At 66.7% G+C, this 12873-nt stretch carries 12 protein-coding genes; 7 read left to right on the top strand and 5 right to left on the bottom strand.

The features are described from left to right. The first annotated feature begins 9 nt into the window (after positions 1-9). Together AB2L57_RS04280 and AB2L57_RS04285 are read left to right on the top strand one after the other, a co-directional pair. On the top strand, positions 10-453 hold the full coding sequence (locus AB2L57_RS04280) for a hypothetical protein (RefSeq protein ID WP_409048163.1): 444 nt from the start codon (positions 10-12) through the stop codon (positions 451-453). Between the two features lie 36 nt (positions 454-489). Beyond that, a complete protein-coding gene (locus AB2L57_RS04285; RefSeq protein ID WP_409048164.1) occupies positions 490-1590 on the top strand; it encodes an LLM class flavin-dependent oxidoreductase in 1101 nt (366 codons plus the stop codon). Between the two features lie 53 nt (positions 1591-1643). On the opposite strand, the gene AB2L57_RS04290 is transcribed toward AB2L57_RS04285, so the two are convergent. From AB2L57_RS04290 to AB2L57_RS04300, 3 genes are read right to left on the bottom strand one after another with little or no spacing between them, the layout of a single operon-like run. Next, the gene (locus AB2L57_RS04290) at positions 1644-2894 is read right to left on the bottom strand and encodes a four-carbon acid sugar kinase family protein (protein ID WP_409048165.1); all 1251 of its coding nucleotides are present in this window, start codon (positions 2892-2894) and stop codon (positions 1644-1646) included. A gap of 43 nt (positions 2895-2937) precedes the next feature. After that, positions 2938-3861 (bottom strand): FadR/GntR family transcriptional regulator, encoded by a 924-nt coding sequence (locus AB2L57_RS04295; RefSeq protein WP_409048166.1) that lies wholly within the window; start codon positions 3859-3861, stop codon positions 2938-2940. Then, positions 3765-5123 (bottom strand): NAD(P)H-dependent oxidoreductase, encoded by a 1359-nt coding sequence (locus AB2L57_RS04300; RefSeq protein WP_409048167.1) that lies wholly within the window; start codon positions 5121-5123, stop codon positions 3765-3767. The genes AB2L57_RS04295 and AB2L57_RS04300 overlap by 97 nt, the downstream gene beginning before the upstream one ends. A 98-nt stretch (positions 5124-5221) precedes the next feature. Between AB2L57_RS04300 and AB2L57_RS04305 the strand changes: the two genes are divergently transcribed. The 5 genes from AB2L57_RS04305 (at position 5222) to AB2L57_RS04325 (ending at position 11404) form a co-directional block, all read left to right on the top strand. Beyond that, on the top strand, positions 5222-5539 hold the full coding sequence (locus AB2L57_RS04305) for a putative quinol monooxygenase (protein ID WP_409048168.1): 318 nt from the start codon (positions 5222-5224) through the stop codon (positions 5537-5539). Positions 5540-5675: 136 nt separating this feature from the next. Next, complete coding sequence (locus AB2L57_RS04310) at positions 5676-6230, top strand: TRAP transporter small permease (protein ID WP_409048169.1); 555 nt, start codon at positions 5676-5678, stop codon at positions 6228-6230. Positions 6231-6232: 2 nt separating this feature from the next. Then, on the top strand, positions 6233-7552 hold the full coding sequence (locus AB2L57_RS04315) for a TRAP transporter large permease (protein ID WP_409048170.1): 1320 nt from the start codon (positions 6233-6235) through the stop codon (positions 7550-7552). Between the two features lie 60 nt (positions 7553-7612). Next, positions 7613-8623, top strand: coding sequence for a TRAP transporter substrate-binding protein (locus AB2L57_RS04320; RefSeq protein ID WP_409048171.1), 1011 nt, complete (start codon positions 7613-7615; stop codon positions 8621-8623). Between the two features lie 381 nt (positions 8624-9004). Continuing rightward, complete coding sequence (locus tag AB2L57_RS04325) at positions 9005-11404, top strand: metallophosphoesterase (RefSeq protein WP_409048172.1); 2400 nt, start codon at positions 9005-9007, stop codon at positions 11402-11404. A gap of 147 nt (positions 11405-11551) precedes the next feature. On the opposite strand, the gene AB2L57_RS04330 is transcribed toward AB2L57_RS04325, so the two are convergent. Both AB2L57_RS04330 and AB2L57_RS04335 read right to left on the bottom strand, forming a co-directional pair. Further along, on the bottom strand, positions 11552-11944 hold the full coding sequence (locus AB2L57_RS04330) for a hypothetical protein (RefSeq protein ID WP_292815678.1): 393 nt from the start codon (positions 11942-11944) through the stop codon (positions 11552-11554). Further along, positions 11941-12870, bottom strand: a complete 930-nt coding sequence (locus AB2L57_RS04335) for a nucleotidyltransferase domain-containing protein (protein WP_409048173.1) — start codon at positions 12868-12870, stop codon at positions 11941-11943. The genes AB2L57_RS04330 and AB2L57_RS04335 overlap by 4 nt, the downstream gene beginning before the upstream one ends. Between the last annotated feature and the right edge of the window lie 3 nt (positions 12871-12873).

Genomic DNA, 12873 nt, shown 5'->3' on the forward strand with positions numbered 1-12873 from the left:
TATCCGCGAGTGCCACGTGGTGCTACCGAGCGGTACGCCGCGATCGAGTACAACCTCTGGAACATGTCGTACACCTCCGGAGGTCGCATCGACTTCGGGGCGATCGACCCCGACACGCGCGTCGACGACATCGATCTGTCGAAGCAGAACGGCGAGCACAGCTCCATCGCGAACCTGTTCCAGGACACGGAGGGGCGGACGCTGCGCGACGTCGTCGCGTCGTCTTTTCAGATCACCGACCTGGGCCTCGTCGGCAGCCCCGACACCGTCGCGGCGAAGATGGGCGAGATCATGGACGAGGTCGGCGGCGACGGCTTTCTGCTGTATCTGCCCTCGACGCGGCGCAACTTCGCCGAGGTCGCGGATGGGCTGGCGCCCGCGCTGCGCAGGCGGGGGCTCATCCGGGACGGATACGCCGGCACCACGCTGCGCGACCATCTGCTCGAGTTCTGACGATTCGATGATCACGGTATTCGAGGAGATCGAGAGATGAAGTGCGGCGTCTTCCTTCCGACAACCAACAACGGGTACATCTACTCGGTGAACTCGCCCCAGTACATGCCGACCTACGCCCTGCAGCGCGAGATCACCACCACCGCCGAGGAGTGCGGATACGACTTCTCGCTGTCGATGGTGAAGTATCGCGGCTTCGGAGGCGAGACCGACTACTGGAACTGGGCGCAGGAGTCCACTGCGGTGATGGCGGCGCTCGTCGAGGCCACGAGCACGATCAAGCTCTGGGCGTCAGTGGCCATTCCCACGACGAACCCCGCGATGCTCGCTCGCACAGTGGCAACCCTCGACGACGCGTCCGGTGGCCGGTTCGGCGTGAATATCGTGGGCGGCTGGAACCGGTACGAATACGAACAGATGGGGCTCTGGCCCTCCGACGATCACTACCGGGATCGGTACGCGCGCACGGGTGAGTTCATCGACATCATGCGGGGGCTCTGGCGCGAGGGGCGTCTGACCCACCGCGGCGATTTCTACACGATGGATGACTGCATCGTGCAGCCCGTGCCCCAGCATCCGATCACCGTCATCATGCCCGGGCAATCGGCTGCGAGTCTTCAGATCGCCGCGCGATGCGCCGACGTCAACTTCGTGCTCGGCCCGCTCGACGAACTCGCCCAGGCTCGACGGTCGCTCGAGGAGCAATTGCGCGAGACCGGTCGGACATGCGAGAGCGCCGTGCTTCTCGGCATCATCATGGCGGAGACGGACGAAGAGGCCGCGGCACAGGCTACCCACTACATGGAAGGCGTCGACCTGGGCGCGCAGGCGGGCATTCTCGCCGCGGCGAGCAATGACCGCAGCGGCACCGCGGCCGGTGTGGGATTGGAGCGGCAACGGGGGCCGGTGCCACCTGTCGTCTTCGAGCATCCCGAGCGCGCGGCTTTTCTCCAGGGATCGTGTTGGTACTCGCCCGTCATCGTCGGCTCCTACGCGCGGATCGCCCGGTACTTGGACGACCTCGAGCGCGAGGCCGGGATGTCGAGCGCTGTGCTCACATTCGCCGATTACACGACGGATGTTCGCCGCTTCGCGGCGGAGGTGATGCCCTTGATGGAGACGCTCGAGACGCCGTAATCCGCAACGCGTTCACATGGTGTTTCGCAATCGGAACTCGCGGCCCCGTGCGCTCACCGCCCGGACAACCCGAGCGCGTGCATCACATCGACGAGCGTCTCGGAGTCGCCGACGTTGCCCGGGACAACGACGTAGAGCACCGGCTTGTGTTCGAAGGACTCGAGTTGCCACACCGACACCCCGGGCGACACCTGACCCAGAACCGTCGCGCGCGTCGCCCCGACACCGGCGTGCGCGAGCTCGGCTGAGGTGATGCCGCCCTTCGCGACCACGACGTCCACGTGCGGCACCAGTTCGCGAACGGCCGTTGTCAGGGCCGTCATCACGGCTTCGCCATGTGAGAGCGTATTGTGTTCGGCTTGGCGCGTACGCTCTGTCGACACGCTGGTCACCCGGCCGCTCTCGAGGCGCACGGCTGCCTCTGCTGCCGCGGACCGCCCCGCGGCAGCAGGTGCAGTGAGGGCGGCATCCGTCGAGATGACTACGGGCGCGCCGAAGTCGTCCCCGAAACGCGCGAGCTGCGACGTCGCGCCCGCCGTATGCGATCCGCACGCGAGCAGAACCCGCACCGGGCCGCTCACGAGCGGTCGATCGAGCAAGCCCTCGCTCTGCACCCCCGCGAGTGCCGCTGCCAGGGGAGCCGCGCATCGCACCACGACCGTGCGCCCCTCCGCTTCGGCCGCCACGATGCCTGCGGCGATCATGCGTACGTCGTCGTCGTTCACGGCGTCCGGTACTACAACGGCGCCCGGAGCGGCGTTGCGAATCGCCTCGAAGACGCTCCCGGCGCGCACGTTCAGCAGCGAGACAGCGAGCGGGGCGCGCGACGACTTCTCACGCACGTAGTCGTTGAGCACCCCCGTGCGGAAAGGGAAAACCGGGTCATCGGCATATTCGGTCTCGTGAGCCGGTAGGGTGCGCCCGCCCGCCTGCACGAGGTGGATGTTGTCACGCGTCGTGCGACCGCCAGCAGGAAATGCCGGGACGAATACCATCACGGCATCGTCGTTGAGGAAGACCTCGGTCTCGGCGAAGACATGTCCGCGCAGCGTTGAGTCCCCGCGCAACACGAAGCGAACTCGCTCGCCCAACGCCTCACCCGCGGCCACTCCCATGTCGCGAATCGACGTGACCAGCGCGACGGCCGCGGCCTCGTCGATCGCGCGCGAGTTGGTCTGCACGTACACGGCGTCGTCATGGCGGAGCACATCGACGAGCTCATCGACGCTGCATTCGAGCACAACAGTCACGTGTGAAGCGGACTGGGTGCCGGTGGGGTCATCGTCGAGAATGATCGTCTTCATGGTCGGTTGCTCCTTGTCAGAGGGTGGACCGACCCGTCGCTGCCTACAGCGGCGTTGCGAAGTCTCCGAGTCGGTCGTTGGAATAGAAGGATCGGATGTGCTCCTGCACCCGCGCGCTGGCCGCGGCAGCATCCCGTGCGATCAGCGCGTCGAGGATTGCTCGGTGCTCGGAGCGGACTGAATCGGCGACCGCACGCCAGTCGTCGAGCCGTGCGTACGCGTCGATCATCTGGCGCTGAATTGCCAGGCGCATCGCGGACATCAACTGCGACATGAATGCGTTGCCGGTCGACGCGGCGATCGCCACATGGAACTCGGTATCGAGCGAGTTCCACTCGGTGGTACTGATGCCGGCAGCATCCATCTTGGCGAGGATCTCGTCGAGGTGATCGAGATCCTCCTTCGACGCCCTGGATGCTGCTTCGGCACACGACCAGGTCTCGAGCGCGATGCGCGTCTCGAGCAGATCGCGATGCGTGAAGTGGCCGATCGCGAACTGCAGTCGCAGAAGATTGACCAGCCCGTCGCCGGGCTGGCTGAGCAACACCGCGCCACCGTCGGGGCCGCCCCCGCGACGAATGTCCAGCACCCCCAGCGCTTCGAGCACGCGCAGACTCTCGCGCAGTGAAGGCCGGGAAACGCCCAGCAGAAGCGCTAAGTCGCGCTCGCTCGGAAGGTGATCCCCCGCCGACAGTTCGCCGGAGAGGATCCTCTCCTCGATCTGGTGCATCACCTGTTCGTACGTGCGCAAGCGCTGCACGGGGGACCAGCCCTCGGACGAAGCCACATTGCCCTCGATTCGCTCTGCCGATGCGGCCGGCGGTGACGCCGGGTTGATCCAGCATATGGGTGCGGGTGCGCTCGGATGGGTCAGCGCGAAGCGAGCAGCTCGGCGCGGAACTCTGTCTCGAGCGCCTGGCGGAGCTGAACGGCAGACAGGGTTTCGTTCACTTCGACATCGTCCCACGTAACCGTCTGGTCCTTCGCCACGTCGCGGATCATCTTCGCTCCGTGGGCAAGACCCAGGGGCAGTGCGCGCTGGCTGAGCGAGCGCTCAGCGGGCGCGAGCTTGCCGAACACGGTGTAACCGCCCTCGCCGTCGAGCAGGTCGCCCGCGCGGAGGTCTTTCTTGGCGGTTGTCACGACGTCTCCGCGGAACCCGGTCGGCGAACCCGTCGCCTCCCCGCGCAGCACGGCCGAGGCAACGCTCACCCCCAGCTCGAGACCGATCATGTGGTATGGGCGGTACAGCGATCCGTAGCGGCCAGACGAGTCGGTGTGCACGCCGTACTCGGCAAAACACTGGACGGCGTAGTCGGTTCGGGCCTCGAATGTCACGAAGACACCCCAACGGATGTCGCGCTCAACGTTGCTGCCGTCGCGATTGAGGCTCGAAGCGATCTCGACCGTGCCGCGTTTGCTGAGCGAGCCGCCGACCGCGCTCGCGCGGAAGACGGAGGGCAGGTCATCGACTCCGGCCGGCGGAAAGTTCAGGCCTTCTTCCTGCGGCGTCAGGCCCGTGCCGTTGGCAACGGCGGCCATCTCGATCGCCGACTTCGTGCCGTCGAGGAACGAGTTGAACATCTTGGGGTTGTAGTCGCCGCTCTCGAGCTGCTCGGCGGTGAATCCGTAGTAGTCCCAGACGGTGTCGGGCGTCGAGTAGTTGTACTCGGGCAGGTACTTGGTGCCCTTGCCTGTGGCGACGACGTCGAAGCCGACCGTGCGGCACCAGTCGACGAGCTCGCAGATGAGGGCCGGCTGGTCGCCGTAAGCCATCGAGTAAACCACGCCCGCCTCGGCCGCACGGCGCTGAAGCAAGGGCCCGACCATGCAGTCGGCCTCGACGTTGACCATGATGACGTGCTTGCCGGCGTTGATCGATGCGAGCGCGTGGTCGGTGCCGACCAGAGGGTTGCCGGTGATCTCGAGGATCACTTCGACCGCGGGGTGCGCGATCAGCGCCGCGGAGTCATCGATCACTGCCGTGCTGCCGCTTCGTGCTGCAGCATCGAGATTCGTCGCCGCATAGCGCTCGGGCGTCCACCCCGTTCGTGCGAGCGCACCGCGAGCCTTGGTCACATCGATGTCGGCGACTCCGACCACGTGGATGTTTGGGCTCGTTGCGGCCTGGGTGAGGAACATCGAGGCGAACTTGCCCGCCCCGACGACGCCGACGCGGATGGGGCCGGCCGATTCGGTGCGCTGCTGCAGAAGGGCGTAGAGGTTCACTGCGGGACTCCTTCGTCGAGGTGCTCTGGAAAGTTCAGATGGTCAGACCATACACTAGTCAGGCCAATGGTCGAACGGCTACCGTCGAGGTTATGAATGTGAATGATCCCGTCGTCGTGACCGCTACTTTCCATCCGCTCGCTGGACATCGCGAGGTGGTGCTGGAGGCCCTCCGTGTGGCGATCCCTCGGGTGCATGAGGAGCGAGGCTGCGAGATCTATGCGATAACAGCCGCACCCGGTGGGGACATCTTCATGATCGAAAAATGGACGAGTGTCGCTGATCTCGATGCCCACGCCGAGGGGGCTCCCGTCGTGGACCTGAACCGCGCGCTCGAGGGTCACCTGCGTGAACCTGTGGAGGTGGTCCGCTACGCGCCCCTCCCGCTCGGTCAGGCGGCGAAGGGACAGTTGTAGCCCGTTTTCGCCGCCTCTGTTTGACATGGCGCGGGATCATGGCCCATGATCTCGTTGGATAGATGGTCTGACCAATACTTGGCGGACGCCCCGCACAATCCCGCGGGCCCCGAATGATCGCAAAGGAGCGGCCGACATGGCAGCACGGTTGCTGGATAGGGCACTCAGTCGTGTCGATCAGGCTCTACAGGTTGCGGCGATGGTGATGCTGGCGATCATCGTGATCGCCGTGGCGTGGCAGGTGCTGGCTCGCTATGTCGTCGAAACCTCTTCGGGGTGGACGACGGAGGCTGCAACGTACAGCTTCGTCTGGCTCGCGATGATTGCCATCGCCCTCGGTGTCAGGCGTGGACGGCACATGGTGCTCGACATCTGGGAGTACCTGCCCTATCGCCGCTGGCTGCACATCCTCGTCGTCAGCGTGTCGAGCTTGGCAGTGATCGCCGTTCTTGCCGTTCTGATCTGGTTCGGGGTCTCCATGCTTCCTGCATCCTTCAGCCGGTCGCTGCCCGGCCTTGGCGTCTCCTATGGCTGGGTAGCGCTCGCTGTGCCGGTCGGATGCTTCTTCTCGCTGCTCTTCGCGCTCGAAGCCTGGTGGCGCCTGCTTGCGGCACCCCGAGGCGCCGAAGCGCTGCCGCAGGCACTGCTCGGCCAGCCGGCCGACGCGATCGTCGTCAAGGGAGAGTACTGATCATGGGGCCGTTCCTGCTCGGCAACTTCGCCGTCGCCATGCTGGCGCGCGTACCCATCGGGTTCGCGCTCGCGGCCGCATCCCTGCTGACCCTTTGGCTCGTCACCGACGTGCCGCTGACGATCGGCGGGCAGCGAATCCTCGCGGGCATGACCTCGTTCCCCCTGTTGGCTATTCCTCTGTTCGTGCTTGCGGGGGCCATCATGAACGCCGGCGGCATCACACGCCGACTGCTCGACCTCGCGGATGCGCTGGTAGGAGGGATGCGCGGCGGCCTCGCGCAGGCCAACGTGATGTCGTCGCTGTTCTTCGGTGGCATCTCCGGATCTGCGATCGCCGACATCTCGAGCCTCGGTCGTATCCTCATTCCCGCGATGAAGGAGCGCAACTACCGTGCCGCGTACGCGGCCGTTGTGACCGCCGCCAGCCCCGTGGTGTCGCCCATCATGCCCCCGAGCATCACGCTCATCGTCTACGGTGTGGCCAGCGGCACATCTATCGGAGCGCTCTTCTTCGCCGGCATCCTGCCCGCCTTCCTCTACATCGCGCTGCTCATGATCACTGTTCACCTCACGGTGCAGAAGCAGGGATTCACCGCCGAGGCGATGCAGGCCGCGCCCGACATGCGGAACATTGGCAAGGTGGCGCGGGAGGACCGGCCGAAGTTCTGGATCTCGCTCTACCGTGCACTGCCCGCGCTCTTGTTGCCGGTGCTGATTCTCGCCGGCATCCGATTCGGCTGGTTCACCGCGACCGAGGCGGCTGCCATGGCCGTGGTCTATGCGCTCGTTGTCGGTCTCCTCATCTACCGCGAGATCACGCTGAAGAAGATCGTGTACGCCCTCACAGACTCGGCACTCGTGGTCGGATTGATCATGCTCGTCCTTGCGGCGGCCCAGCTGTACTCATGGGCGCTCACGTCGGGCCGCGTGCCTGAGGCCATGGCCGACGCCATCTTCGCCGTGAGCGAAAACCCCGTCATCCTGCTTTTGCTGATGAATCTGCTGCTGATCGTGATCGGCATGTTCATCGAGGCCAACGCCGCGCTGATCATCCTCACGCCGATCCTCCTGCCGCTCGCCGTGTCGATCGGAGTGGATCCCGTCCATCTCGGGATCATCATCATCGCGAACCTCGGCATCGGCCTCCTCACACCGCCCGTCGGAATCGCCCTCATGCTCTCGGCAGAGCTGGGCAAGGTCAGCATGGTGTCCGCCATCCGCGCGGCCTGGCCCTTCCTGCTTGCCGGGCTCGCGTTCATTCTCGTCGTCACCTTCGTTCCGGAGGTTTCGATGTGGCTCCCCACGCTCCTCATGCCCTGATGGGCGTGAGTCCTCGCGCGGTCCCCGCGCACTCGTCCCACAACACAAGGAAGTGATCTCATGAAGAAGACCACAGCACGCGGCCTTCCCATCATCGCCGTGTCCGCCGCGCTCGTTCTGAGCGGATGCGCAGGCGGAGCCGGAGAGGGCGAGGGGGCGCCGGCGGAAGGCGAGACTCTCACTCTCACGCTCGGCCACGCCGGCAGTGAGGAAGACACCCGCCAGATCGCGTCGCTGCGCTTCGAGGAACTCGTCGAAGAAATGTCGGGCGGCGACATCCAAGTCGAGGTTTACCCTTCCGCGACACTCGGCACCTGGGAAGAGATGATCGAGGGACTCCAGCTCGGCACGACCGACGTCGTCGTCGAAAGCCTCCTCTCTCTCGAGACCTACACGGACCTTGCCGGGATCGAGACCGCCCCGTTCCTCTACGAGGACGAGGAGCAGTTCTTCGAAGTCTGGGATGGCGAGCTCGGTGCCGAGATCAAAGGTGCGATCGCAGAGGCGAGCGGCTACGACGCGCTCGGCAACATGTACCGAGGCGCGCGCCAGCTCACCACGAAAGAGGCCGTCGAAACGATCGATGACGTGCAGGGTCTGACGATTCGCACGCCCTCGGCGGCAACGATGATGGCGACGTGGGATGCGCTCGGTGCTCGGGCGGAGGCGCTCGCCTTCAACGAGGTCTACTCGGCGCTGGAGAGTGGCGTGATCGACGGCCAGGAGAACCCGCTCGACACGATCCTGCACAACAGTTTCGCCGAGGTTGCGCCGTACATCGCCGAGACCAGCCACGTCTACGCGAACTACCACTTCCTGATGTGGGAGGACACACTCGCGGGCTACCCGGAGGAGTACCAGGACATCATTCGTGAGGCCGCGCAGCAGGTCGGCGAAGAGTACACTGCGGCGACGATCGAGAGCGAGGCGGAGTATCGCCAGGAGCTGACCGATGGCGGCGCGACTTTCACCGAGTTGACCGACCGCGAAGCCTGGGTGGACGCGACTCAGCCGGTGATCGATTCGTTTCCCGAGCAGGTCAAGGAGTGGGTGTCGCAGATCCGCGGCTGAGTTCAGCGCGAGGAGACATGGCCGGGGCGGATCATCCGCCCCGGCCATGCCGTGGTTCCCAACCGTGTCGGGGGACGATCGCACGATCGCGAAGGGATGCTGCGCCCCATCTTTCTCATGGGTGCACATCCGTTCCGGCGCTCGTGCGGATGAGCAGGCGGCGGCATCGAGGTTTCGCGCCCTGAAGCTATCGAACGGCGCCCGGGCATTTTCTCGCTGTGCTCGCTCAACCCAGGGGTGCGCCCGCCACCGCAACCCGATGTTCAGCTTCGGGTCACCGGGGGCTCACCGGGCGCCGAAAGCCTGGGAACCCCCCGATGAATCGACGTGGCCTCGGCCGGTCTTCGGTCGTGCGCGCGTCTGCGACCGAAGAGAAGAGATATGCGCAACCGAACGACCGCCCTCGCGACGGGAGCCGCCATGTGCCTCGCTCTCACCGCGACCCTTCTGCCCGCCTCGGCGATCGGCGTCACGCCCGCCGCGTCGGCAGCGACCGCCGCCAGCACCGACCCGAGCGGCACCCTGCCCCTGCTCAGCGACCCCTACCTGCAGCTGCCCGGCGCCGACGATGTCCGCGTCGTGTGGAACACCGAGTTCGCCGGCACGGCGAACGTCGCGCTCGTCGGCCCGGGCGTCGCGGCCTTGACGGATGCCGAGGCGATGAGCGCAGCATCCGGTCAGCCGTTCACGGGGGTGCAGGCGTTCGCCGCCGACACCACGAGCTACTCGCGCTTCGCCGAAGACAGCGGCTCGCGCCTCGCGACCCCGCCGACACCCGAAGAGGGCATCGTCGCCCGCGACGTGTGGCGGCACGAGGCACACGTGACCGGACTCGCCCCGGGCGAGCGTGCCGCCTATCGCGTCGTCTCGGTTGACGGCGACGAGGCCGCGGTCTCGGGGACCTTCTCGCTCGCGCCCCTGCCGCAGCCCGGCGACCCGCTCAAGGTGCTGCTCACGAGCGACCACCAGGCCATGGCCAACACCGCCGCGAACCTGCAGAAGGCCGCCGAGACCATCGGGCAGATCGACGCGGTGTTCCTCGCGGGCGACCTCGTCAACCAGCCCGACCGGGCGTCGGAGTGGTTCGACGACACCCGCGGCAGCGCCTTTTTCGCGGCGCTCCAGGGCAACGGTGGACGCGCCGACAACAACAACATCGCCGTCTACTCGGGCGGCGAGATCGTGCAGAACGCGCCTCTGTTCCCGGCGGTCGGCAACCACGAGGTGCAGGGCCGCATCGACGGCATGGCGAGCATCGGCGCAAGCTACAACGCCGCCGTGCCGCGCGCGATCGCCGAGCAGGAGTACGAGAAGGTCGCCGCCTCGGTCAACCCGACGGGGGATGCTGCCATCACAGCGCAGTGGATCGAGGACAACTCCTTCAGCACAACCAGCTACGAAGAGGTCTTCACCCTGCCCGAGGGGTCGCCGGGCGGCGAGACCTACTACGCCACGACGTTCGGCGACATCCGGCTCGTCTCGCTCTACTCGACGCGCATCTGGCGCGGCACGACCGCGAACGCCGACCCCGCGGAGCGCACGGGATCGTCGCGGTATCAGGAGGCGGCATCCACCCTCGACGACGCGCTCGCGCAGGGGTACGGCGAGCACGTCTTCGAATCGCTCGCCGTCGGCAGCGAACAGTACGAGTGGCTGCAGGACGAGCTGGCGAGCGACGATTTTCAGGACGCGCGCTACCGCATCGTGATGCTGCACGAGGGCCCGCAGGGGCTCGGCGACAATGTCATGCCGCAGTTCGCCGACCCCGTGCGCATCGAGGAGCGCGACGACTCGGGGGCACTGATCGGCGTGCGGTACGAGTACCCGGCCTCGGGCAACATGCTGCTGAACGACCTGACCCCGCTGCTCGAGCAGTCGGGCGTCGACCTCGTGCACAACGGGCACTCGCACCTGTGGAACCGGTTCGTGTCGCAGAACGGCGTCAACTATCTCGAGACCTCGAACACCGGCAACAGCTACGGCGCCTATCACGAGCTGAGCGGGCGATCGCGGCCCCTTCCTCCCGAGCCGTGGGATGCCGCCAACTACCTCGCGCAAGGAAACCCGGGCGGCCTCGACCCGATCGTGCCGAACGTCGCGCCGTTCTCGACCGCGGGTGGCGAACCGCAGCCGTTCGTGCAGAGCAACGACCTCGCGGTGTTCGCGATGCTCGACACCGGCGCCGGCGAGGTCGTCTCGTACGCCTACGACGTGCGTACGCCGGATGTCGAGCCGTGGATCATCGACCGGTTCGAGCTCGGTCGGGCCGGGACTGAGCAGCCTTCGGAACCGGGCGACCCGGGCGAGGAGCCCTCGCCGTCGCCGACTGATCCCGAGCTGCCCGGCACGGGTGAGCCGGGTGTCGATCTGACCGATGCGACCGTGTCGCTGTCGGCGGGCACGATCGCTGCGGGCGGATCGCTTCGCGTGTCGGGCTCCGCCTTCGAGGCCGGTGAGACGCTGATGATCGAGCTGCGCTCGACGCCCGTTGTGCTGGCGACCGTGGCGGCGGACGCTGCCGGCGCGCTGTCAGCGCGGGTGACGGTGCCGGGTGACACGATGCCGGGGGCTCATCGGATCGTGCTGACGGCAGCATCCGGCGAGTCGGTGTCGGCGGCGCTCACGGTGACGGCCGCGTCGTCGGCGTCGGATGGTTCGCTCGCCTCGACGGGTTCGAACGGCGCGGCCGCGTGGTGGGCGGCGGGTGGCGCGCTGGTCGCGCTGGGGCTCGGCAGCGCGCTGCTGTGGGTGCGTCGGATGCGCTCGCGTCGCGAGGCCTGATCGGGTCGGGCCTGGGTCGGTCGAGGAACGCCTCGAGCCCTGAGCCTGTCGAAGGGCGTCTGTGGCGGCGCTTCGACAGGCTCAGCGGCCGTGGGCTCGACGGTTTCGTCTCGCTTCGCTCGCGCAATGCCCGGGTTGCGGCCGGGGCTATACGCGGCGAAGTGCTGCGATGAGTCGCTCGGCCGCTTTGCGTGAGTCGGTGATCCGCTGCGAAGACATAGAGATAGCCCCATAGCCTGCGGCGCTCTTCACGCTGATCAGCCGTTGCAGAGCGGGTGCCAGAGTCGCGTCGGCGCGCGTGAGCAAGGCGACGGCGTCGCTGTGATTGCCCGACGTCGAGTACTCACCCAACCGTGCGCAGCAGATGGCGTCGGCGGCCGCGATTCCCGCGTGCACATAAAGCGTCACCAGCGTGTTGGGGCTGCCGGTTGCGAGCGCCGCGAGGTCCTCGGCGTCGCGCCAGAAACCCTCGGCCTGAGCTCGGCGCCCGTCGCGGTCCGAGGGGGCGCATGCCCGCGTGCGGGTCGGACGGGGTGTCATGAACGCATGTCGGCCTGCTGTGCGCGGAGTACGCGCGTCAACCAGCCAGAGTCGTCTGTGAATGCGATCCCGTCGGCCAGCACCTCGTCGAGAAGCGGGCGTATCGAGGGATCGTCGATGTCATCCTCAGTGACATCAACGATGCGCGCGTCATTTCCCGTCCACGCGGTAGCGGACGCAGAGAGGCGCACCACGTGAGAAAGCCACGACTCGTCGCTCATGCCTGCCTCTCGCACGAGCAGGATGTCGAGGTCGCTCTGCGCCCGCATGTCCCCCCGCGCGGCCGATCCGAACATCGCGCCGAAAACGGGCGGGTTCGGCCAGTCGGCGACGGCCGCACGCAGGCGGTCCAGAAGCGAGCTCTTCATCGCGGCGAGCGCGCGGATCGGCACGGCGGCGAGGTGCTCATCGTTGAGTTCGTAGGTCGCAGAGCGCCCGATCCGATGCTCGAGCACGATCCCCTGTTCGACCAGCCGTCTCATGGCCTGGCGGATGCCTGCGGGTGATCGATGTGCGATGAGTCGTGAGCTCTGCGCCACCGTGAATGTCGAATGCGCCGCCGCGAGCACGCCGAGCACATCGCCGTCGACGGTCGGGGTGATCACCGCGAATGGATGCTGCAGCTCCATGTGGAAATTATACGTCGTCGCGTACAATTCTGCGCAATATTGCACAATTGTGTCTGTCCGGAGCGGATGCGCCGCCGCCGTCGCCAACGCCGATGCGGCGATACGACCGGCCCGCGACCCCGCCCCCACCGCACCCGACCTGGCACGAAATGTCCTGCCGAGCGACGATCGCCGACACATCGTGCCGACTCGCGGGGCATCGCGCGGCGCGCGGCGCCGAAATCCGTCGCGCGGCGGATCCGCGGCCGCATCGAGCTTCGTAACCTCATGCGAAGGCACCGCAGAGAAGGACAGCATCCA

Source organism: Microbacterium sp. HA-8 (assembly GCF_046111165.1).
Taxonomy (GTDB): domain Bacteria; phylum Actinomycetota; class Actinomycetes; order Actinomycetales; family Microbacteriaceae; genus Microbacterium.